The sequence below is a fragment of the Guptibacillus sedimenti genome, assembly GCF_028610665.1.
Classification (GTDB): Bacteria; Bacillota; Bacilli; order Bacillales; family Guptibacillaceae; genus Guptibacillus; species Guptibacillus sedimenti.
Window position 1 is genome coordinate 38,883 of sequence record NZ_JAQQWV010000009.1, and the last position, 22,712, is coordinate 61,594.

The following is a 22,712-nucleotide window of genomic DNA, read 5'->3' on the forward strand; positions in this document are numbered from 1 at the left end:
TTATCTTAAGGCATACTCTCATCAATCATTTCGAATCCTGGGATCATTTGAGATAGTGGTACAATTACCGCTTCATTCTTATACATAGGAATAAACTCGTTTAAAACCGCAACCATTTTTTCACCCGCAATCCCCACGTGCCCAATAGCAATATGTGCCTGATCATCTTTAAGCTTTACTGCAAGCTCTTGAGCCTTTTTATTCATATGCTGAATCGTATAGACGTCATCAAAAAAAAGTTCATTTTCAAGATAAGGAACCCCGATTTCTTCTGCAAGATCCGGAATGACACTTTTCCCTGTCGTTTTGCTATCTAAATAATAAAGACCTTTTTCTCGACACGCTTCAAGAACGATTTTCATCACTCGTTCATCAGCTGTCGCTTTTGACCCCATATGATGATTCATACCAACTGCATGAGGCACAGCGTCAATTGCAGCCATGACCCGCTTCTCAATTTCATCATCAGATAAGTCCGTTGTAATCGCTCCTGGTCCAAGCCAGCTCTTCTTTCCTTTCAATGGCTCCATTGGAATATGCACAATCACTTCGTGTCCAAACTTATGCGCTTCTTCCGCATCTTTTTCAGTGGTTTCAAGAAATGGCATAATCGCAACGGTTAATGTTACAGGAAGTCGTAGCATTTCTTCCGTACCCCCCATGTCATTTCCGAAGTCATCAATAACGATAGCCAGCTCACGATTCTCTTCTGCACCTACCTGGGCTGGGAAGTACATAACCATTAACATAAACAAAACCCACTTCTTCACACTTTCACACCCCTTTTCACTTTATTATTCCCTAAGGAACATGCTTCATGACTACATAGGTAAATTCATTGCGTTATGAGCCGATCTGCACGAAAATAGAAAATGAAGAGAAAGGAGTTTTTGTATGAATGTTGAGAAATATCTTAAACGAATTAGCATCAAGCAGATGCAGGTTAATTTTCATTCTCTTCAATTACTTCAGAGAAATCACATGCACCAAATTCCTTTTGAAAACCTCGATATTTCTAGAAAAAGATGGATTGATTTGGATCTTGAGAAAATGTATGCAAAAATCATTGAAAACAAGCGCGGAGGACTGTGCTTTGAACTAAATCCTCTCTTTAACTGGCTTCTTACTCAAATTGGATTTACAACAGTTATGGTTACTGGCACTGTCGCGATTGATGAAAAGATTTGGGGGAAAGAAAATACACACTTAACTAACCTTGTCGAACTCGAAGGAACGACTTACTTAACCGATGTAGGCTTTGGAAACTCGAGTCAAACGCCGATCCTTCTCTCGGGTGAAATTGTTGATGATGGGTTTCATCGATATAGAATTGCCCAACGTTCAAACGATACGTATGATCTTCAACAAGCAGTTAGCAACGACACATGGAAAACTCAAATACGCTTCTCAACCGCGCCTCGAACGTTGGCTGAATATGAGCCATTAAGTTCATTTGTTCAAACTCATCCAAATTCACCATTTACGAATCATACAATAGTGACGATTGCGACAAACAATGGACGGATCACTCTTACAGATGATTCACTTGTCATCACTCAGCATCATCATAAAAATGTCTTTGACGTAAACGACGATGAATGGAATTATCTATATAACAGCTATTTTTGATACCCTCTTCGCTTCTTCGTAAAGACAGAGGTTTTTCACCTCTCAATCAAGGGCATAGTAAAGATAGACTACAAGAAAAGCATACTAAGGAGAGACAACTATGGAATCTAAATATATTCGTGAATCACGTGTAGTAAAAACAAGCCACGTATTCCCAGAAGCAACCAACAACCACAACACCTTATTTGGCGGCCAACTGATGAGAGACATTGATGATATAGCATCAATTGCAGCAATGCGACACTGTCGTAGTGAAGTTGTAACAGCTTCAACGGACTCTGTTGACTTCTTACACCCAATTACACCAGACGATTCCGTTTGTCTCGAAGCATACGTGACATTCACCGGAAAGTCTTCTATGGAAGTATTTGTGAAAGTCATTGCGGAGCATCTCTTATCAGGCGAACGACATATCGGAGCAACAGCATTTCTTACTTTTGTCTCACTGGATGAAAATAAAAAACCACTTCCCGTCCCAAAAGTAATTCCAGAATCAGAAGAAGAAAAAAATCTACACGAAACAGCACCAGCACGAGCAGAAAAGCGAAGAGAACACAGACAAGCCAGTAAAGAACTAGCCGGCCTCCTAACCACAGAAAAACCCTGGGAATAACAAAAGCGGAAGTGACCGGTTAGCCTCGACAAGCGCTGGAGGCATTTCAAAAGAACACGCCCTTTGTGTTCATTTGAAATGGTGAAGCGATCGAGAGGCTGGTCACTGCAGCTAGATGGATCAAAAGCGGAAGTGACCGGTTAGGCCCGAAAAGCGCTGGAGCCATATGAAAAGAACACGCCCTTTGTGTTCATTTCATATGGTGAAGCGATCGAGGGACTGGGGTCCTGTAGCTAGATGAAACAAAAAGCGGAAGGGCCCCGGGAGGCCCGAAAAGCGCTGGAACCTCATAAAAAGAACACGCCCTTTATGTTCATTTCATATGGTGAAGCGATCGAGAGGCTGGTCACTGCAGCTAGATGAATCAAAAGCGGAGGCCCCCGATTAGCCTCGACAAGGATAGAAAAAGCGACGTCCCGTAAACGGAACGTCGCTTTTTGGTATTAAATCCAGTTGTACCCGATTGAAATAATCACTAAAATTAGAACAATACACGCGATCCAAAGCATCTTTGTTGATTCGCCACGCTTCTTTCTTCCTACAATCATTTCCATAACACCGATTAACACAATCGCCAGAATTCCTTTAAGTACATAAATCAGTGGAAAACCAAGAATAAAGAGCATTCCGATACCTGTACCAAGCATAATTAGATAAAATAAGCGTTGAATCATCAGCGAGATCTTTTGCTTAGGTGCAAAATAACTAATCACTAAAAGCAAAACAAGAATCGCCCATGAACCTGAGTGAGACTGTAATAAAATATTAAACATTCGTGTTCCCCTTCCCATTAAAAATGGATATGACTCATGTCATACTCTAATAGTAGAATTGTATTGAGTTTGGCACAAGTCCTAATGCAAAATCGTAACAAAAATATACGAAATATACCAAAAAAAGAGAAGCCCTATATGAGCTTCTCCATTTTATTAGCTGATTGACATTTCTTTATAGTGCTTGCTAATTAAATCAAACAAAATCTCGCCCTCATTTATTCCTGTAAAAGCAGTAATCGCACTTGAAATACCCTCATTCTTGATTTTGCTTTGAATCTTAACTGCATCTTCATCTTCTAAGGGATCAAATCGCAATGCTGCTGCAATTCCTTTCGCAAGATAGTTTGGTTCTTTGTTTAATTCCGCGAGCTGACGTGCCGGTCCAACAAGACGGTCGTCGGGTCCAATTTTACGAATTGGAGCTCGGCCAACGCGAGTAACTTCATCCACTAGATGTGGATTTAGAAAACGACCAAGAATTTTTGTAATATAAGCCGCATGCGCCTCTTTTTCAAAACCGTGCTTATGCTGAAGCAATTCACCAGACTCTTCAAGAGCATTCTTAACATCATGATAGATATCTTCAGTGTCTAGTGCTTCCTTTATTGTCTCATACCCTGCTTGATAACCAAGGTAAGCTGTCACGGCATGTCCTGTATTAACGGTGAACAATTTCCGCTCAATATAAGGAGCAAGATCTTGAACGTACGTAAGGCCAGCTATTTCCGGAACCTCTCCAGCCATCATCGTTTGATCGACGACCCATTCATAGAAGGGCTCAACCGCAACCATTAATGGATCTTCATGCGTTTGATTTGGAACAATACGATCCACTGCGGCATCTGGGAAACCAGCATATTGATCAAGCACTTTACGATCCGCTTCATCCATTTTTTCTTCAACAGCATTTCGAAGCATTGTACTGCCACCGATCATATTCTCACATGCTATGACGTTAACGGGAGCTTTTCCATCTGCGATACGTTTTGAGATGCCTTCTTTGATAGCAGAAGAAATCAATTTCAATACGGTAGGACCAACAGCTGTCGTAATAAGGTCAGCTTGATAGATCGCATCAATTACTGCTTCAGGATCTTGTTGGCTGTTAATACCTCTTACGCCTTCAACAACAATCTGTTCCCTATCCTGACCTAATATTTCTACCGTATAACTCTTTCGTTCATTAAGCTCATTAATCACAGTCTCATTGATATCTACGAAGCATACTTCATATCCTGATTGAGAAAGAAGCTTTCCAATAAAGCCTCTTCCAATATTTCCAGCACCAAAATGAACGGCAAGCATGATTAATTCACCTCGTTAAACATGGAGATTAACGTTTCTTTGGAATCCGCTTGAATCAACTCTTCCACATTTTCTTCTTCAGAACAAACAATCGCAATTTGAGAAAGGATCTCTAAATGCTCATTATCCTTACCAGCAATCCCAATGATAATCTTCGCAATATTTCCATCTCCGAAATCAACGCCTTCTCGCAATTGGATGATGGATAGTCCAGAATGCTTCACAGCTTTCTTAGCATCCTCCGTACCGTGAGGAATAGCAACAGAATTGCCCATATAAGTCGTTGTGATTTTTTCACGTTCTTGCATTTGCTCAAGGTAGCTTTCATCCACATAACCGTTGTCGACAAGGATTTGACCTGCCATACGGATAGCCTCTTCTTTTGTTGCAGCCGTTTCGTTTAGTAATACGTTCTCAGTTGATAGAATTTCTTTTGCCATTTTAATCGTCTCCTTTAATTCCTAATTGTTTTTCTACATGACTTTTCATTTTGTTAGCGAGGTACAACCCAATTGATTCTTGATTGCTCTCCGAGAAAAGCGCGATGCTTTCATTTGATTCAATAATTAGAGAACTGATGTAGCTCATGATTTCGATACTTTCCACAGGTGAATCCTCTGGTGCCAGTTGTAAAAGAACAGTATCTATTTCAATGAGTGAACCATCCATTGCCTTTCGCTGAATCGGTTCTATCAATCGACCAATTGTAAATACTGGTTTTTTAACTTCAGGTGTCCGCGTATGAAACAATGCAAGTGAAGTCTCTGGAATACCCACTCCACTTATGGCTTCACGCTTCAGAAGCGCCTCTTTAACTTCTGGTGAATAGCTGATCGCATTAAGTTTTTCTAAACGCATACACTCTTCTTCTAAGAGTTTCTCGACCTCTTTGTGTTCAGATTGATTTACTCGAAATAATTCTATTACCGAAGATACAGTCGTGCTATATATTCCAGCTTTACGAAACCAGATGGTTGCTTCATCGTTTGAAATAAATAAAGATTCCTTGTTCTTCTTAGGTTTCTCTACCGTACTTCTTTTTTTCATCAGCGACTTCTTTTGTAGTGTCGAGCGGATGCGCGTTGCCTCTTCCTCCGTTAAAAAAGGATTTACCCTAATATACTCGCCTTCATAATCTGGAAGAGGAATGGTTGAAACAATGAGGTCATAGCTTTCAGGATCTTCATCTTGCAATTCAAATAATGAAGCACTTTTGATGGTATGAATTTCTGGCAACTCCTGTTTTAACCGAGTAGCCAGCATTTTGGATGTCCCGATACCACTTGAGCATACGGCAAGAATATTCACTTCGTTATGTTGAAAGCGACCTTCAAGAGCTGAACCAAAGTGGAGAACTAGAAAACCAACTTCTTCATCAGGAATGGGTATCCCCGGAAAAGTTTCTTTTAACGCTTCTTCAAGCAGTTGGAATAATTCAGCATAGTCTGCTTTTATTTTTGTAAGTAAAGGATTATGGATATTCATGTTTTGCCTAACGCGATGTGTAGCAGGACCGAGATGTGTCACTAATCCTTCTAAAAGAGATTCATTAGTTACTAAACCCGCATTGAGGTGGTTATCTACATAGCGGATTAACTCCTTTGTTTTAACGAGAATCGGATAATTCGTTTCTTCCAAATAGTAATCTCCGGTATTTCTCAATTTCGCTCCGCGTAAATGCATGGTGATATAACCAATCTCAGCTTCAGGTATTAAGACATTAAAAGATTCTTCAAGTTTTGTACCGATTATTCTAGCAAAACCAAACTCTTTCGTATTCACTAGGGTATTTAAATACGCTTCATCTATCTCGATTTTTTCACCCTTTTGAATACGCTCAACAGCTAGGGTCAGATGGACGATTAAACCAATATATGCACTATCAGCGATCATATAGGGTAGCTCATTGTTAACATCATCAACGATTGTCTCAACCTTCAAAAGCTTAGTTCGATCAACTAACCCTAGCAATCGTTCAGAAGCAGATTGGAGAGCAGTAGTTTGAGATTTCTTTTGGATCGACTTCTTTAACAATGTAAAAAAGTCTGAATCATTAAACTCATGCGCAAGCAAGGAGCTCATGGCGTGTCTCTTCAAGGCTTCAGCCCCATCAACTTGCACGCCATACCCCCGCTTTCTTATTAATGAAAGCTGCATTTTTTCAAGCCATTCTTCCGCTTTGTCTAAATCATGACTGACAGTAGCAACTGTCACTTTCAAGTCATTCGCTAGCCCAACTAACTTAATAGGGTCAGCTGATTCCAATAGCTTGCATAGAATCAACGTCTCCCTCTCCTGTTGCGTATATTCTGTAATGGTTAGATCAACTAGATAGCTTTTCAACTCAGCTCGTCTAGATTCTTGACCATCAATTTGAACGCCTACTCCAGCTTTCTTTTGTAAGAATAAATCATACTGAGTAAGAATATCCTCTACGCCGACTAAGTCACGGTGAACCGTTCGCTCGCTTACCTCAAGTACTTGAGCAATCCCTTTGACCGTATAATAGTCATCATTCTCTAATAGAAGCTGAAGAATCCTTCGTTCCCTTGCTGAAATAAACACGTGGTTCACCTCGAATTCTGGCTATAACTATTTTTTAAGTCTATCAACAAGCTCTTCGTATTTCGGGCTATTCATAAAGTTTGCAACTGAAATATGTTCAGCATCAGGGCGTTTCGCTTTTGCTCGATCTGTTAAGTCCTGGTGCGTTATGATTAAATCAGCATCATCTGGTAAGTTACTAATAGCCGTATTTGTTACATCAATGTCTTGAAGTCCTGCTTTTTTGAATTTGTTACGAAGTACGGATGCGCCCATTGCACTTGAGCCCATTCCAGCATCACATGCAAAGACTACTTTATTAATTTCTTTCTGCTCTGCTTGTTCTGGTATTGTCTCTTCTTTCACTGGCGTTTCTCCTGTGGAAGTTAACTCAGCAACAAGCTCATCGTATTTTGGACTATTCATAAAGTTTTTAACCGAGATATGATTCGCTTCTGGAAGCTTATCCTTCGCACGATCCGTTAAATCCTGGTGCGTTACGACTAGGTCAGCATCATTGGGTAGGTTGCTAATCGACGTATTCGTTACTTCAATGTCTGTTAACCCAGCTTTTTTGAATTTGTTACGAAGTACGGATGCGCCCATTGCACTTGAGCCCATTCCAGCATCACATGCAAAGACTACTTTAGCGATGTTACCATAAGAAGATGCTTCTACTTTTGGCCCTTCCGCATTCGTTTTTAGATTAGACGATACGCTACTCTTCTTCCCTTTCATTACTTCCATTTTTTCAGTTGCTTCTGAAATATCTTCTCCGCTATCTTTTGAGCGTTTTAGAATGACGAATGAGACTAGGAAAGAAATAGCTGTTGCTACAAGAACACCTGCAATAACGCTTAGATAGCCGCCTCGTGGTGACATAATCATAAGAGAGACGATACTACCTGGTGAAGCCGCTGCTAACAGTCCTGCATCTAGAAGTGTAAATGTGAATACACCACCCATTCCACCAAGAATGGCAGCAAGTACAAGTGCTGGCTTCATCAAAATGTAAGGGAAGTAAATTTCATGAATTCCCCCAACGAAATGAATCAGTGCAGCTCCTGGTGCTGATTGTTTTGCAGATCCTTTCCCAACAATCGAGTAGGCTAGAAGAATTCCTAGACCTGGTCCAGGGTTCGCTTCAACTAAAAAGAGCACTGATTTACCAGTATTCGCTACTTGTTCAAGTCCAAGCGGGGTAAAAATCCCATGGTTGATAGCATTATTTAAAAAGAGCACTTTACCAGGTTCAATTAGAATACTTACTAAAGGGAGTAGACCTGCAGCGATAATCGCTTCTACACCAGCAGCAAGTGCTTTGTTTAGTCCCAATACCACTGGTCCAATTGCTAGAGAAGCAATAATTGTTAACGCTCCACCGATAATTCCTGCTGAAAAATTATTAACGAGCATTTCAAAACCTGATTTAATCTTGCCATGAATGGCCTCGTCGAATTTCTTAATTAAATATCCTCCAAGTGGTCCCATTGCCATAGCTCCAAGGAACATCGGAATGTCTGCGCCTACAATAACACCGATCGTAGCTGTTGCACCGACCACTCCACCACGACCGCCGTAGACAATTTTACCTCCAGTATATCCAATCAGTAGTGGCAATAGGTAGTAAAGCATTGGTTCTACTAATTCTGCTAGACTTGCGTTTGGTAAATAACCATCTGGTATGAATAGAGCAGTGATTAACCCCCAAGCAATAAACGCACCAATATTCGGCATGATCATACTGCTTAAGTAACTTCCGAACCGCTGAACTTTTACTTTGAATCCAGATTTCTCTGTGTTCTGTTCACTCATCGTATTTCCTCCTTTTCACTCGCACGTTAAAAGCGTTTTCATTTTGTTTGTACGTTTCTTATTTGAATCAGTTAATATGAACGCTTATATAGGATCCTTATCCCAGTGCGACTTTCTGTAGTTCTTATCATACGAGCGTTTTGAGTCATATACAATGAAATCCAAACGCGAATTCGGCGCAGCACTTGTTGACATGATTAAATAAACACCTTTAACTTCCTATAATTTAGGCGAATTTCCCAAAATACTCATAAAGAAAAACCTCTAGACAACCAGAGGTTTTACGAATGCTGGGGTTCAGCTTCCTTCTTTATCGTTGGATTTTCTTTTTCTTTCCGCTCCCATAAAATCGTTAAACTAATCAAGGTCACAAGAATCGTTGCACCCATATCCGACAATATTGCAATCCATAGGGTCAATAATCCAGGAATAGTAAGGAGTAAGGCAATGAGTTTCAAACCAAGGGCTAGTGCAATATTGACTCGGATCGTTCGATTCACGCGCTTGGCGATCGAGACCGCTTCTGGCAGCTTACCGAGATGATCCTGCATCAATACAATATCGGCTGTTTCAATCGCGCTATCCGTCCCTTTCCCCATTGCAATTCCAAGATCAGCTGAAGCAAGAGCCGGTGCATCGTTAATTCCGTCACCAATCATGGCTACTTTGCCTTTCGCTGTTAATTCTTTTACTTTAGAGACTTTGTCTTCAGGTAAGAGACCACCGAAATAAGAACGAACACCAACACGGTTTGCCACTTTCTCAGCTGTTTTCTCATGATCTCCGGTTAACATCACCGTATTCTTAATACCTGCTTGATGCAAATCACGTATAACAGACTGGCTTTCTTCGCGGATTTCATCCGCAATACCAAACATACCAAGTATCTTTGTTTCATCGGCTACAATGACAAGCGTTAGCCCATCTCGTTTCATCGCATTAATTGATGATTGAACATTCTCAGGTATGGTAACATGACATACGCTTTTTTCATTTCCCACCCAATGTCTCTTTCCATTAACCTCTGCAATGATGCCTTGCCCTGAAACCGTTTCGACATTGGTTGCTTCGAGTTCTCTATAAGGAAAATCAGCTACTTTCTTCATAATTGCTTTGGCTAGTGGATGAGAAGAATGCTTCTCGACCGCTGCTGCTACAGATAGGAACTTCTCATCGTTATAGCTTTCATATGTCTCAACATAAGGGAATCCTTTTGTCAGTGTCCCAGTCTTATCAAAAGCTAGCGTATCGATTTTACCCAGTTGCTCAAGATAGACCGATCCTTTTACTAGAATGCCGTTACGCGCATTCCTTGTAATACCGGAGATGTTCGCAATAGGTGATGACAGTATAAGAGCACATGGACAACCGACAATTAATACAGCAAGCCCTTGATAAAACCAGTCACCCCAAATCCCACCAAACAATAACGGAGGAACAAGCATAACCAGGGCTGAGATGACCATGATAATTGGTGTATAGAATCTTGAAAAACGATTAATAAATAACTCCGTTGGTGTCTTCGTTTCTTGAGCTTCTTCAACTAAATGCAATATTTTTGCGAGCGAAGAATCCTCATAGGCCTTTGAGATTTTCACGTGCAGAATGCCCTCATTATTAATGCTTCCGCCAAAAACAGATTCACCAACTCCTTTTTCAACCGGCATGGCTTCTCCCGTGATCGCAGCTTCATTCACTGAGCTATTTCCAGCTGATACAATTCCATCTGAAGGAATTTTAGCGCCAGATTGAACGAGAACAAGATCGTCTACTTTAAGGTCGTTAATTGAGACCACTTCTTCTTTTCCATCTCGGATAAGAAGCGCTTCTTTCGGTGCGATTTGAAGAAGGGATTCCATCGACTTCCTGGCCTTCTCCATGCCAAGTCCTTCTAAGTATTCATTCAATCCAAACAAAATCGCAACAAGCGTTCCTTCTTTCCACTCTCCAATGGAAACAGCCCCGATTAACGCAATCGTCATCAAGGTTTCAATATTAAACGTTAACTTCGTTAAATTTCGAAGACCTTTCATAAACGTTTGATATCCGCTTAAGATAATCGCAGTAAGATAAAACGGAACAGCTGGAACAGCTGTGGCGAAATCTAATAGCAGAGCGAATAGAAAGATACCAGTTGAAATGCCTAGGAGCCACTTCATACTAGCATGAGCGTGTGTATGTCCATCCTCTTCCTTCATTATAGAAGCATGATCGGAATCAAGGATTTTCTCGACCTGTTCAATGTTAACTCTTTTATCTACTTTTAGCTTAGCTGAATTGTACTGAATTTGAGCTGATTCGCCGTACTCAAGTTTTTGAATCTGTTGCTCCATGCCAGCAGCACAGTTGGGACAAGATAAGCCCTTAAGACGATATTCTTCCATCGTATTTTACTCCTTTCTTCGTTCTTTTATCTATTGTATTCAATATATGAGCATGTGTTCATATTAATCTATGTACAATTTTACTGAATCTTTTGCACGTTGTCAAAAGATTTCGTGAGCCACCTGTAGGTAGAGTGATAACAAAAGTATTCCCAAACATGTATACAAGTACAACTCTCTTTTTAAAACTTTCCCGACAACTTGGCCGATCATTTCGTGAAGCGCTACATAGCCTAAAGAGCCGATTGCAATGCCCAAAAATATGCCATTGATAAGAATAGATTGACTCGAAACCATACCAAACCACGCTGCCACTGTTAAAACAATCGTTACGAAGCTCCCACCGATGATAACAAAAATGCGTTTAACCCCATTCATTCTCATTAGAATATAGAGTGCGACCCCTTCTGGTAAATGATGAATAAATAGAGCAATAAGCAACGATATGCCGATACCTTCACCTAATGTCATTCCTAGCGCGATTCCTACAGGGATATTATGAAAAATAAGGGCTAGCACGAAAGCGAACACAGGAAGATAGCTTTTATCACGAAACATCCCGTGTATGGCGTGATCCGTAAACACACAAACAAAGACCGATAACGATACTCCTGCCACGAGGGCCCAAAACGGATAAGTACGTATGCTTTCGGGTATTAATTCAAACATAATGACACCAATGAGCATTCCTCCGCAAATAAGGTAAAGAGCTTCTAGACGATGTTGATAATATGTAAATGCCATTCTCCCTGCGAACGAGCCGATCATAAGTCCTCCAAAGCCAATCATAAAAAGAGTTAACAATGATGTCATCATGACTGCATTCCCTCCTAAATAAATTGAAGAGGCTTTCTCTTCTACCCACTTGTCCTATTAGCGCATTTTATTAGTGGAGTGGTGAACTTATGTATCATAAAAAAGGCCGAAGAAAGGATTGCGTCCTTTCTTCAGCCTTTTTAGTTAGACAATATCATATCCCTGTTCTTCAACCGCTTCATTCATTTCTGAAACAGAAACACTTCTAGAGTCGTAAGAAACTTTTGCCGTGCCTTCTTTTATATTCACATCTACTTCTGCTACACCATCAAGCTCTGTTAATGCATTAGTTACTGCTGCTTTACAATGATCACATGTCATACCTTCGATTTTTAACGTTGTTTGTTCCATTTTCATTCTCCTTTCATTTCTTAAAGTTTGACTCGCTTCAAACGGAGGGAGTTTGCTACGACAGATACGGAGCTAAATGCCATAGCCGCTCCAGCAACCCATGGAGCTAGTAGACCGAGCGCAGCAATTGGAATACCAATTGAATTATAGAATAGCGCCCAGAATAAATTTTGACGAATATTCTGCATCGTTTTCTGACTTAAATGAATCGCCTTTGGAATGTTTTGAAGGTCGCCACCAACGAGAGTAACATCTGCTGTTTCAATAGCTACATCTGTTCCTGTTCCAATAGCCATTCCAATATCAGCTGTCGCAAGAGCTGGGGCATCGTTAATTCCATCTCCTACCATCGCAACTCGTTTACCTTCTCGCTGTAACTCTTTCACCTTACTAGCCTTTTCCTCAGGGAGCACCTCAGCAAACACGCCATTTAGATTTACTTGTTTTCCAATTGCCTCAGCTGTGCGTTGGTTGTCACCTGTAATCATATACACATCGATGCCAAGCGCACGCATTTCTTCAATCGCTTTCTGAGACGTTTCTTTCACAGTATCAGCGACAGCAATAATTCCTTGCACACTGTTATCAAATGCAATAAACATAGCCGTCTTCCCGTCTAATTCGTACGTAGTCATTTGCTCTTCATATGCAGAAACGGAAATATGTTCCCGCTCCATCAGCTTGCGCGTACCAACCAGGATTTGCTTTTCTTGCACAGTTGCCACAATCCCATGTCCTGGAATAGCTTGAAACTGCTCTGCTTCAGCTACTTCAATCTTCTGATTCAAACCATACTCTACAATGGACTTGGCAAGAGGATGTTCAGAAGCTTTCTCAGCCGCTACCAATTTTTCCAGCACGCTCTTCTCATTACTTTGAAAAGCAACAAAATCTGTTACTTCTGGCTTTCCTTTTGTAATAGTCCCTGTTTTATCAAGTAAGATCGCATCAATTTTGTGAGTGGCTTCTAGAAATTCGCCACCTTTATAAAGAATACCTTGCTCAGCACCTTTACCTGTCCCAACCATAATTGATGTCGGTGTAGCCAAACCTAGTGCACAAGGACATGCAATAACAAGAACGGCTATTCCAACCTCAAGCGCCTGTGGTAAATTGTATGGATCAACCAGAAAATACCAAACGAAAAACGTAACGGCGGCAATAGCGACTACTATCGGTACAAAAACACCTGAAATTACATCGGCTAACCGCTGTATTGGTGCTTTAGACCCCTGGGCATCTTCTACAATTTTAATGATTCCGGCCAGTGCTGTGTCTTTTCCGACCTTTTCAGCGCGAATGGTTAACGTACCGTTTTCATTAATTGTAGAACCAATTACACTCTCTCCTACTTCTTTCTCTATTGGGATGGATTCCCCTGTGATCATAGACTCATCAACGGATGAATTGCCTTTTTCTACGATACCGTCTACAGGTATTTTCTCTCCAGGACGAACAATGATATGATCTCCTACCTGTACTTGATCAACAGGTACTTTTACTTCTTCCCCATCCCGAATGACACTTGCTTCTTTCGCCTGGAGGTTAAGCAATTTTGTAATCGCTTGTGTTGTTCTCCCTTTCGCAAGATCTTCAAATAGCTTTCCGACTAAAATAAGCGTTATTAGAATAGCACTTGTTTCAAAATAAAGAGACGGATTGTAGCCTTCCGTTAGATAACTTCTAATGCCCTCTATCACACTGTAAAAATAAGCCGCAGATGTCCCAAGCGCAACAAGGACATCCATATTTGCGCTCTTATTAACCAGTGCTCGATAAGCGCCAGAATAAAATGGTGCGCCAATGACAAACTGAACGGGTGTAGCTAGAAGAAATTGAAACCAGGGCTCCATGAGAAGATGGGGCACCGGAAGTGCTAACCCGCCAGGTAGATGACCTAGCATTGTTAAGAGTAGCGGTAACGAAAGAAGTGCTGAGATAAGCAAACGACGTTTTTTCTTTTTAACTTCTTCATCTTTGTGAGATTGCTGCTCTTCTCGATCCTTTTTGACTACCGCTTCATAACCGAGCTTTTTCACCTTTTGGAGAATTTCATCTAACGTTACTTCTCCAGGCTGATATTCGACTACGCCAGACTCTGTTGTTAAGTTCACGGAAGCAAGCTCAACACCTTTTGTACGGTTTAAGCCTTTTTCTATTCTTGTCGAGCAGGCGGCACATGTCATCCCGTGAATATCGAGCTCAACTTTCTCTTTGCGTACACCGTATCCAAGCTTTTCAATTTTCCCAACAATTTCTTCCGCCTTTACTTTATCTTCATCATAAGCGACGCTTGCTTTTTCCATCGTTAAATTAACGTTTGCATTTACTCCGTCCATTTTATTTAATACCTTTTCAATTCTTGTTGAACATGAAGCACACGTCATCCCTGTAACATGAAGGGAGATCTGCTTCTGTGATTCCATTTCGTTCACCTCCTACTTAGAGAACTGCTGAATGACTTTCATTAACTCCTCTATCTGATCATCACCCGTACCTTCTTTAATTGAATTAGCTACGCACGTTTTCGTATGACGTTCAAGAAGCGTATAACCAACTTTTTTTAATGCTGCCTGAATCGCAGAAAGCTGAATGAGAATGTCTACACAATAGCGGTCTTCTCCAACCATTTTTTGAATACCACGGATCTGGCCTTCAATGCGTTTTAAGCGGTTTTGAAGCTGCTGCTTTTCTTCTTCGGTTCGCGGTTCAGTGGGCTTCTTCTCCGGCTGTAGGGGAATGTTCAAGTCATCCATTCGAATCAACTCCTCTATATTTTCTTAAGTTCAATATACCCCCCTTAGGTATGTGTGTCAACTGAATCGTATCATAAAAAAAACCTACATCATGTAGGTTTTTTTATTCTCTTTCCAAAGGCAACGTCATACACCGGATACCGCCGCCCCCTTTTTCTAATTCGTCTACTTCTATTTCAATCAGCTTTTTCTTTTTAAGAATAGAATGGTTTTTAAAGATTGATTTATTAGCTTTTGTACTGATTAACAGCGTCTCTGGATTAAGATTTAGGAAATTGATATCTGCCACGGTATGTTTAATGTCAGAAGTCCACTCCGTTTCAAACCCATGTCGCTTTAAAAACACTTCTGGCATTTCATAAGTAAACCCTTTTGATGCTATAACTTGAATCGGTAAATAGTTCATGTAGCTTTTCCCAATAAAAAGTTTTCCCCCGACCACGTTACAATTCATATCGAGGTGCATTGTATCTGGTCGACGGGGCAAATCAATGACGCCTATTTCTGAGAAACCAGCCTTGAACAAATCATCCTGCAAAGCTTCTACACTTTCAATGCTTGTCCGAATGCCTACATTTATCAGAATAGCATCTTTATTCAGGATCATCACATCTCCATATTCGAGCGCCTTCAAATCATTATTTACTTCCAAACGAAACGTCATGTTATCAAACCATTGTTGAAATAACGTGTGACTTTGAAAATATTCAGGTCTCCTCATAGAAGTCCCAGCTGCCCCGGGAAGAATCTTTTTTCCAAACACACATGCAAGATCGCGGACGAAAATACGATTAATTAATTTTTCATTTAATAAAAGTTCCTCTCGTGATAAATGAACGGAGTAATCAATCACATTTACTCCTTCTTCCTCCATCGCTTCAATCATTATTTGATGATTTTCTCTCGCCTTTTTTTGTCTCACTGCCTTTTCCCATTGCACATCTGTCGCTGTCTGTTGATCAGGTACATCTAAAATCGACGGAGAACAAACGATAACCGATTTTAATTGTCCGTATTCATTCCAACAATTTGGTTGGATGTTCATCTCACTAAACCCCTTTATATTCATGGTCTCCTTACTTTCTCCTCAACCAAAAAAATGATTCTACAATTTTATAAACACATAAACCTTGTCTTCGAGCCTCAAACTAGGCTGGAGGAGGGTGGTAGAATGGGTAAACCGACAGCTCAGGGAAAAAAATTAAGCTGGTGGCAAATGTCATGCGTTGGTGTTGGCTGCATCATAGGAACAGGCTATTTTCTCGGGTCAAGCATCGTCATTGAAAAAGCAGGCTATCTCATTTTAGTAGCATATTCTTTAGCTGCGATTGGAACCTGGATCGTTTATGAGGCTCTTTCAAACCTAACAGCTAATCATCCAACAAAAGGATCATTTCGAACATATGCGAAACAAGCTTTCGGGGCATGGGCTGGATTTAGCAATGGCTGGGTCTACTGGTCTTCTGAAATGCTTATCATGGGAAGCCAGCTAACGGCACTTGCGCTATTCGCTCAATTCTGGTTTCCCAGTACTCCTCTTTGGCTCAATGCCTCCGTATTTGCTTCGCTTGGGCTACTCATCATCTTTATAGGGGTCCAGCTCGTCGAAAAAATGGAGAACGTGTTTGGGATAATGAAAATTGCTGCCATTGTCATGTTTCTCGCAATCGGTGCCGCTGCCTTACTTGGATGGCTTGATCCTAAACAAGATCACGTGACCGTTCAAGTGACGTCAAATGACTTCTTTTCAGGTCATGCAATGGGACTCTGGGTTGCTCTTGTATATGCTTTCTATGCATTTGGTGGGATTGAAGTAATGGGACTGATGGCAAATGAGCTTGAAGATCCAAAAAACGCTCCTAAAGCTGGAAAAGTGATGCTGATCGTCTTAACCATTCTATATATTCTTTCGTTCATCGTTGTTTTAAAGCTTATTCCTATCAAAAGCATTACCCCGAATGAAAGCCCGTTTTTAACAGCACTCACTCAATTTCAACTCCCATGGATCCCTCACGTATTTAATGCGATTTTAATTATTGCTGGCTTTTCAACAATGGTCGCTTCTCTCTATGCTGTTACAACCATGCTTGTAACACTCGCTGAAGAAAATGATGCGCCTGCAATTTTCGCAAAAAAAAGCAGGAAGATTTCCCTTCCCGCCTTTGGTCTTACAACCCTAGTTGTTATACTTTCAATTGGTGTTGCTCTCTTATTACCTGAAAACATCTTTGAGTATTTAACAACTGCCGCTGGTTTAATGCTGTTATACAATTGGATGTTTATCCTTTTTTCTTATCGGAAATTAACTCAGACCACGTTCAAAGATAAGATAAAACTCGTCATTGGTATTCTTCTAATAAGTACAGCTGTTTCAGGGACGTTATTTGATCGCATTAGTAGAGCAGGTTTTTTTGTCAGTCTATGCTTTCTTCTACTCATTGCTTCGGCTACCTTTTTTAAAATGAAAAGGAAACAGCACTAGGAACGTATGCTCTTCCACTTCTGTTTCATCGCCATGAAAGGACATTTAGAAAGCGAAGAGTCATCATCTGATAAAAAATATTGTTCCCACTCATAGTTATCTTGCTGACCGTACCACTTCAAAGCGGGGTGGGCTGGAATCCCATCGTAAGAAACCAAACGCTGCCGAATGGCTTTCTTAAGCTTTTGGCCAAAAGTGGTTTCCGAATTGATTTCATCAAAAACCCATCTTGGTTGAAACGCAATTAGAAAACAAGGAAAGTGACGACTTTGTCGAACAACATGAGCTGGGGTCGCACAGAAAGCAAAATACGGTTCTCCATTGAAGCAAAATTCCCATTTAGGATCATGAGGATCTTTAGGAATATGCTCCGGCCACTCTTCCTTATCCAGTTCATGTACTCGGTTTAATAGCGACCAAAAGAGTGATTGATACTGCTCGACCTCAGCATTTTGTTGCTGTAACCTCCTTGAGTCAAAAAAAACGACCAGAGAGGCATATTTACCTGTGCCCCTGGCTACTTTTCCGTAATCTTCTAACAAAGCAGCTAACTGAGTACATGCGCTATCTGTTGTTGGATCATCTGCAAACCCGTAACGCAAATTATCTTGATAAAACCCCTGTTTTCCAGGAATACAAGGATAAGGTTTTTCACGGTCTCCTAACATTGCCTCCAAGTGATTAAACGCAGTATGCTTCCAACCTTCCATTTCTTCTTCGTGTTCATCAATCCATGATTTCGTATATAGTTCCAAATGGAATCCCTCCTTAACACGACACGCGTTATTTTATTAGGAGGGACAGAAAGTGGTGCCAGTCTATCCGATGAACAACTTGATCGCTTGTATTCCAAAATAAAAACCAAAACCGATTAATGTTATTCCAGATAGGATCGATATTCGTTTCAACATATTTGGATTCACCCATGCACGCGCACCTGCTGCTGCACTCGCCATCGTGAGATCCCATAAAGTGATGCCTAGAAAAATGCCTGTACTATAAAGCAACAGCTGCTTGCCATCAACCATGCTAGATGTTTGAGCTAGAATAGAGCCATATATCCCAAGCCAAAATAAAATGTTTAGCGGATTTGATATCGCAATAAAAAAACCTGTTTGAAATGATTTACGGTTTGAACCATTTCGGTTACTCGTTTCCTTCCCTCCAATGGAATTAGCCTTAGCGATATTTTCAATGCCGGTATACGTTAAAACAAAAAAACCAAATAACCACAAAAATGTTTTCATAAATGGCGTATCAATAACTTGAGCGAGTCCAAAGTAAATCAGCATCATAAAGACACCATCTGCTATCATCGCACCAAACCCTACCAACCAAGCATTCATAAATCCAAATCGTATTCCCCTGTCGAGCTGCGCAGCATTAATCGGCCCCATTGGAGCTGACAGTGATAGTCCTAAAAAGATGTAGCTAATAAAGATACTCATACGCCTCCACCCTTCGTCGTATTCGTATCATTATATTCGGACATGCTTGTAAGTAGTCGAAGGAAAGTCCCAGCCCTCTATCTACCATTGTCATTACGAAAAAACGGCCTTCTCCAATTGGAAAAGGCCGTTCTTATCTATCAATGTTTATTCAACCGTTACTGATTTAGCAAGGTTTCTTGGCTTATCTACATCACATTCTCTGTGTAGCGCTGCATAGTAAGCAAGCAACTGAAGCGGCACAACTGAAGCGAGTGGAGTAAGGTGCTCATGCACTTCATCAAGGACGATGGTGTCGCCTTCCTCTTCAAGTCCTGCAAGAGAGATGATACAAGGAGATGCACCACGAGAAACCACTTCCTGTACGTTGGAACGGATGCTTCCATTCACATGCTTCTGAGTTGCAAGTGCAATAACAGGTGTACCTTTTTCGATAAGAGCAATGGTACCGTGCTTCAACTCACCACCAGCAAATCCTTCTGCTTGAATGTATGAGATCTCCTTAAGCTTAAGGGCTCCTTCAAGGCATACGTAGTAATCTACGCCGCGGCCAATAAAGAATGCATTACGTGTTACTGAAAGGAAGTTACGAGCAACTGTCTCAATCATTTCTTTTTGATCAATCATGGATTCCATTGCTGTAGCCACGATACCAAGTTCTTGAATTGGGTTAAAATCAAGCTTCATGCCTTTCGCCTGCGCTGTATCAACAGCAAGCAATGTTAGTACAGCCATTTGTGCCGTATAAGCTTTAGTAGATGCAACCGCAATTTCTGGTCCTGCATGCGTGTGCAGCGTGTAATCCGCTTCACGAGACAGTGTGGACCCAGGAACATTCGTGATTGTAAGAGACTTAAACCCTTTCTTCTTCACATTCACAAGGACGCCACGGCTATCTGCTGTTTCACCACTTTGTGAAATAAAGATAAAGAGAGGTTTCTCTGAAACAAGCGGCATATTGTATAAGAACTCACTTGCGATGTGCACTTCAACCGGCACTTCTGCAATGTTCTCAATTAATTGTTTACCAACAAGACCCGCGTTGTAACTTGTGCCACATGCAATAATATAAATACGATCCGTTTCTTTCATCGCGTCACGAATATCTTCATCTAATTTGATATTATCGTCGTCATCTTTGTACTTCGTAATAATGTTACGGATTGCAAGCGGCTGCTCGTCAATTTCCTTCAGCATGTAGTGAGGATAAGTTCCCTTTTCAATGTCGCTTGCATCTATTTCAGCCGTGAATGGCTCACGCTCCATTACGTTTCCACTCATATCTTTAATTGTGACTGAATCACGCTTCACAATGACAACCTCTTCATCCATAAGCTCGATGAATTTGCTTGTTACTTGAAGCATAGCCATTGAGTCACTTGCTACTACGTTGAAATCGTCGCCGATACCAACGAGAAGCGGACTCTTATTCTTCGCTACATATAGCGTTTCTGGATTATGATTGTCAATAAGTGCAAGTGCGTAAGAACCGTGAAGTTCATTCAATGTTTGATGAAAAGCATCTTCAACAGACATGTTTTTTTTCTCAACAAGACTTGCGATCAGTTGAACAACAACTTCCGTGTCTGTTGCACTTACAAAATCAACTTCGGATAAGAAGTCACGTTTGATTTGTTGATAGTTTTCAATTACTCCGTTGTGAACAAGAGTGAAACGTTCAGTTTTGCTCTGATGTGGGTGAGCATTTACCTGACTTGGTTCACCGTGTGTTGCCCAGCGTGTATGGCCGATACCCGCTGTCGCTTCCACACTAGTATCCACCTTTTTTCTTAGATCGGCAATGCGACCTTTTTCTTTAAAGAGGTGAAGACCACCGTCGTTAAGAAGCGCAATACCCGCTGAGTCGTACCCTCGGTATTCAAGCTTCTCTAGACCTCGTAATAGAATTTCTTTAGCGTCTTGATTTCCAATATATCCAACAATACCGCACATGAAAAAGTCCTCCTTCAATGGAAGGAGCAGGTGTACATCGGGGCATACCTGCCCCTTCTTTTCCGATTAATTGCTATTTTGTCACCATAGTTTTGCTTTTGTTCAGAAAGTCACCTCTCTGTTTTTCACAAAACCATCCGATTGTGGTGAAGCAATCGAGAGGTATCCGCCGATGATCGATAAACCTCTTCCTCGTCAACTGTTTTCTTCCGTTCGAAAAACAGTCCAGGCGCTTTTTTTTCAAAGTAACCCAACTTCCCTCTCTTTCCCTTCTAGAATAAAAACCAAACATACTTCTATATTATATCAATTGTAAAAAGATGGTCAATTCTTTTTTTCTTAGAATAAGTTGCTCTTATTCTCGATAGCTCTATTTTGCCTCATCTTAGTAGAAAAAAATTCTCTATATAAAAAAGTATGCACGTGCAGCTATTTTGTGCTGCACATGCATACCATTCGTACAAAATCTTCATTTTTGTCAATTACGCGCCAAGTTCTTCTTTCACCATGGATACAACACGATTAACGTACTCATCACAAAGCTCTTTAGTAGGAGCTTCTGCCATTACTCGTACAAGCGGCTCTGTTCCAGATGGACGAACTAGAATACGACCTTCACCGTTCATATCGCTTTCTACTTGTTGAATGGTTTCTTGAATGCGATCATTCGAATCGACTTTGTTTTTATCTGTAACCTTTACGTTCACAAGAGATTGAGGATATTTTTTCATTTCCCCAGCAAGTTCCGATAATGGTTTGTTTGTTACTTGCATAATGTTAGCAAGCTGAAGCGCTGACAGCATACCATCACCTGTCGTAATATGATCAAGGAAAATGATGTGTCCAGACTGCTCCCCCCCAAGGTTGTAGCCTTCTTTACGCATTTCTTCCATTACATAACGATCGCCTACTTTTGTTTGCAGCGACGTAACGCCCGATTCTTCCATCCCTTTATGGAAACCAAGATTACTCATGACCGTTGAAACAACCGTATCATGACGCAAGCGCTTTTGATCTTTCATAAATTTAGCACAAATGAACATAATCTGGTCGCCATCAACAATGTCTCCATTTTCATCTACAGCGATAAGACGATCCCCGTCTCCATCAAATGCAAAGCCTACGTTAGCATTCTTTTCTTTCACAAATTCAGCGAGCGTTTCTGGGTGGGTCGATCCAACACCGTCATTAATGTTCGTACCTGTTGGGTTCGTACCAATCGTAGAAATGTCTGCTTCAAGATCAGCGAATAAGTGGGCTGCAAGAGATGATGTAGCACCGTGCGCACAGTCAAGCGCAATATGAAGACCCGAAAAATCTTCGTCCACTGTTTGCTTCAAATATTGAAGGTATTTCTGGCAACCTTCGAAATAATCACTTACAATACCGAGGTCAGCACCAGTAGGACGTGGAACATGATCTTCGTCACTATCAATAAGGGATTCGATTTCGGCTTCCTGTGCATCCAATAACTTAAATCCATCAGGCCCAAAAAATTTAATCCCATTGTCACCAACTGGATTATGAGAAGCAGAGATCATCACACCTGCTTGTGCGCTAAGTGCTTTCGTTAAATGAGCAACACCAGGTGTTGAAATCACACCAAGACGCATGACTTCTGCTCCAATTGAAAGAAGACCAGCAACTAAAGCTCCTTCAAGCATATATCCTGAAATACGCGTATCGCGTCCAATTAGAATTTTAGGTTTTTCCGCATCTTTCGTTAAAACATGACCACCAAAACGGCCTAATTTAAATGCAAGTTCTGGGGTAAGCTCAGTATTCGCTATCCCTCTTACACCGTCAGTACCAAAATATTTACCCATCGTTTTACTCTCTC

Annotated in this window: 19 protein-coding genes; 3 read left to right on the forward strand and 16 right to left on the reverse strand. The window is 40.9% G+C overall.

The window, feature by feature from the left end:
- Window positions 1-5 precede the first annotated feature (5 nt).
- Window positions 6-749, reverse strand: a complete 744-nt coding sequence (locus tag PQ578_RS20575) for a divergent polysaccharide deacetylase family protein (RefSeq protein ID WP_273836514.1) — start codon at window positions 747-749, stop codon at window positions 6-8.
- Window positions 750-894: 145 nt separating this feature from the next.
- Here PQ578_RS20575 and PQ578_RS20580 point away from each other — a divergent pair, with 145 nt between their 5' ends.
- Together PQ578_RS20580 and PQ578_RS20585 are read left to right on the forward strand one after the other, a co-directional pair.
- On the forward strand, window positions 895-1,629 hold the full coding sequence (locus PQ578_RS20580) for an arylamine N-acetyltransferase family protein (RefSeq protein WP_273836469.1): 735 nt from the start codon (window positions 895-897) through the stop codon (window positions 1,627-1,629).
- A 100-nt stretch (window positions 1,630-1,729) separates the two neighbouring features.
- Window positions 1,730-2,242, forward strand: coding sequence for an acyl-CoA thioesterase (locus tag PQ578_RS20585; protein ID WP_224885070.1), 513 nt, complete (start codon window positions 1,730-1,732; stop codon window positions 2,240-2,242).
- 443 nt (window positions 2,243-2,685) lie between these two features.
- On the opposite strand, the gene PQ578_RS20590 is transcribed toward PQ578_RS20585, so the two are convergent.
- From PQ578_RS20590 to PQ578_RS20640, 11 genes are all read right to left on the reverse strand, one after another.
- Window positions 2,686-3,015 (reverse strand): DUF1516 family protein, encoded by a 330-nt coding sequence (locus PQ578_RS20590; protein WP_098446026.1) that lies wholly within the window; start codon window positions 3,013-3,015, stop codon window positions 2,686-2,688.
- 156 nt (window positions 3,016-3,171) lie between these two features.
- Entirely contained in the window at window positions 3,172-4,323 is a 1,152-nt protein-coding gene (locus PQ578_RS20595; protein WP_273836474.1) for a mannitol-1-phosphate 5-dehydrogenase, read from the reverse strand.
- Between the two features lie 2 nt (window positions 4,324-4,325).
- Window positions 4,326-4,763, reverse strand: coding sequence for a PTS mannitol transporter subunit IIA (locus PQ578_RS20600; protein ID WP_160921705.1), 438 nt, complete (start codon window positions 4,761-4,763; stop codon window positions 4,326-4,328).
- Between the two features lies 1 nt (window position 4,764).
- Window positions 4,765-6,888, reverse strand: coding sequence for a BglG family transcription antiterminator (locus PQ578_RS20605; protein WP_273836479.1), 2,124 nt, complete (start codon window positions 6,886-6,888; stop codon window positions 4,765-4,767).
- A 27-nt stretch (window positions 6,889-6,915) separates the two neighbouring features.
- Window positions 6,916-8,682, reverse strand: coding sequence for a PTS mannitol transporter subunit IIBC (locus PQ578_RS20610; protein ID WP_273836481.1), 1,767 nt, complete (start codon window positions 8,680-8,682; stop codon window positions 6,916-6,918).
- A gap of 281 nt (window positions 8,683-8,963) precedes the next feature.
- Complete coding sequence (locus PQ578_RS20615; RefSeq protein WP_273836484.1) at window positions 8,964-11,066, reverse strand: heavy metal translocating P-type ATPase; 2,103 nt, start codon at window positions 11,064-11,066, stop codon at window positions 8,964-8,966.
- 102 nt (window positions 11,067-11,168) lie between these two features.
- Complete coding sequence (locus PQ578_RS20620) at window positions 11,169-11,882, reverse strand: ZIP family metal transporter (RefSeq protein WP_273836486.1); 714 nt, start codon at window positions 11,880-11,882, stop codon at window positions 11,169-11,171.
- A gap of 144 nt (window positions 11,883-12,026) precedes the next feature.
- Window positions 12,027-12,233 (reverse strand): copper chaperone CopZ, encoded by a 207-nt coding sequence (gene copZ / locus PQ578_RS20625; RefSeq protein WP_273836488.1) that lies wholly within the window; start codon window positions 12,231-12,233, stop codon window positions 12,027-12,029.
- 20 nt (window positions 12,234-12,253) lie between these two features.
- Window positions 12,254-14,659 carry a heavy metal translocating P-type ATPase gene (locus PQ578_RS20630; protein ID WP_273836490.1) on the reverse strand — a complete coding sequence of 802 codons (2,406 nt, stop codon included), beginning with the start codon at window positions 14,657-14,659 and terminating at the stop codon, window positions 12,254-12,256.
- Between the two features lie 12 nt (window positions 14,660-14,671).
- Window positions 14,672-14,989, reverse strand: coding sequence for a metal-sensing transcriptional repressor (locus PQ578_RS20635; protein WP_224885140.1), 318 nt, complete (start codon window positions 14,987-14,989; stop codon window positions 14,672-14,674).
- Between the two features lie 103 nt (window positions 14,990-15,092).
- Complete coding sequence (locus PQ578_RS20640; RefSeq protein ID WP_273836494.1) at window positions 15,093-16,034, reverse strand: arginine deiminase family protein; 942 nt, start codon at window positions 16,032-16,034, stop codon at window positions 15,093-15,095.
- A gap of 126 nt (window positions 16,035-16,160) precedes the next feature.
- Between PQ578_RS20640 and PQ578_RS20645 the strand changes: the two genes are divergently transcribed.
- Window positions 16,161-17,471, forward strand: coding sequence for an amino acid permease (locus tag PQ578_RS20645; protein WP_273836496.1), 1,311 nt, complete (start codon window positions 16,161-16,163; stop codon window positions 17,469-17,471).
- Here PQ578_RS20645 and PQ578_RS20650 read toward each other — a convergent pair.
- The 4 genes from PQ578_RS20650 to glmM form a co-directional block, all read right to left on the reverse strand.
- On the reverse strand, window positions 17,468-18,181 hold the full coding sequence (locus tag PQ578_RS20650; RefSeq protein ID WP_273836516.1) for a YqcI/YcgG family protein: 714 nt from the start codon (window positions 18,179-18,181) through the stop codon (window positions 17,468-17,470). The genes PQ578_RS20645 and PQ578_RS20650 overlap by 4 nt on opposite strands.
- Window positions 18,182-18,289: 108 nt before the next feature.
- On the reverse strand, window positions 18,290-18,919 hold the full coding sequence (locus PQ578_RS20655) for a LysE family transporter (protein ID WP_273836498.1): 630 nt from the start codon (window positions 18,917-18,919) through the stop codon (window positions 18,290-18,292).
- A gap of 147 nt (window positions 18,920-19,066) precedes the next feature.
- Window positions 19,067-20,872, reverse strand: a complete 1,806-nt coding sequence (glmS, locus tag PQ578_RS20660) for a glutamine--fructose-6-phosphate transaminase (isomerizing) (protein WP_273836501.1) — start codon at window positions 20,870-20,872, stop codon at window positions 19,067-19,069.
- 482 nt (window positions 20,873-21,354) lie between these two features.
- Window positions 21,355-22,698 (reverse strand): phosphoglucosamine mutase, encoded by a 1,344-nt coding sequence (gene glmM, locus PQ578_RS20665; protein WP_098446013.1) that lies wholly within the window; start codon window positions 22,696-22,698, stop codon window positions 21,355-21,357.
- Between the last annotated feature and the right edge of the window lie 14 nt (window positions 22,699-22,712).

Bases quoted from the DNA above. Each gene is read 5' to 3' on its own strand.
- PQ578_RS20645 (WP_273836496.1), top strand. From the start codon at position 16,161: ATGGGTAAACCGACAGCTCAGGGAAAAAAATTAAGCTGGTGGCAAATG.
- PQ578_RS20615 (WP_273836484.1), bottom strand. From the start codon at position 11,066: ATGGAAGAATATCGTCTTAAGGGCTTATCTTGTCCCAACTGTGCTGCT.
- PQ578_RS20580 (WP_273836469.1), top strand. From the start codon at position 895: ATGAATGTTGAGAAATATCTTAAACGAATTAGCATCAAGCAGATGCAG.
- PQ578_RS20595 (WP_273836474.1), bottom strand. From the start codon at position 4,323: ATGCTTGCCGTTCATTTTGGTGCTGGAAATATTGGAAGAGGCTTTATT.
- PQ578_RS20575 (WP_273836514.1), bottom strand. From the start codon at position 749: ATGTTAATGGTTATGTACTTCCCAGCCCAGGTAGGTGCAGAAGAGAAT.
- PQ578_RS20600 (WP_160921705.1), bottom strand. From the start codon at position 4,763: ATGGCAAAAGAAATTCTATCAACTGAGAACGTATTACTAAACGAAACG.
- copZ (WP_273836488.1), bottom strand. From the start codon at position 12,233: ATGGAACAAACAACGTTAAAAATCGAAGGTATGACATGTGATCATTGT.
- PQ578_RS20635 (WP_224885140.1), bottom strand. From the start codon at position 14,989: ATGGATGACTTGAACATTCCCCTACAGCCGGAGAAGAAGCCCACTGAA.
- PQ578_RS20585 (WP_224885070.1), top strand. From the start codon at position 1,730: ATGGAATCTAAATATATTCGTGAATCACGTGTAGTAAAAACAAGCCAC.
- PQ578_RS20655 (WP_273836498.1), bottom strand. From the start codon at position 18,919: ATGAGTATCTTTATTAGCTACATCTTTTTAGGACTATCACTGTCAGCT.
- glmM (WP_098446013.1), bottom strand. From the start codon at position 22,698: ATGGGTAAATATTTTGGTACTGACGGTGTAAGAGGGATAGCGAATACT.
- glmS (WP_273836501.1), bottom strand. From the start codon at position 20,872: ATGTGCGGTATTGTTGGATATATTGGAAATCAAGACGCTAAAGAAATT.
- PQ578_RS20650 (WP_273836516.1), bottom strand. From the start codon at position 18,181: ATGGAAGGTTGGAAGCATACTGCGTTTAATCACTTGGAGGCAATGTTA.
- PQ578_RS20640 (WP_273836494.1), bottom strand. From the start codon at position 16,034: ATGAACATCCAACCAAATTGTTGGAATGAATACGGACAATTAAAATCG.
- PQ578_RS20610 (WP_273836481.1), bottom strand. From the start codon at position 8,682: ATGAGTGAACAGAACACAGAGAAATCTGGATTCAAAGTAAAAGTTCAG.
- PQ578_RS20590 (WP_098446026.1), bottom strand. From the start codon at position 3,015: ATGTTTAATATTTTATTACAGTCTCACTCAGGTTCATGGGCGATTCTT.
- PQ578_RS20620 (WP_273836486.1), bottom strand. From the start codon at position 11,882: ATGATGACATCATTGTTAACTCTTTTTATGATTGGCTTTGGAGGACTT.
- PQ578_RS20630 (WP_273836490.1), bottom strand. From the start codon at position 14,659: ATGGAATCACAGAAGCAGATCTCCCTTCATGTTACAGGGATGACGTGT.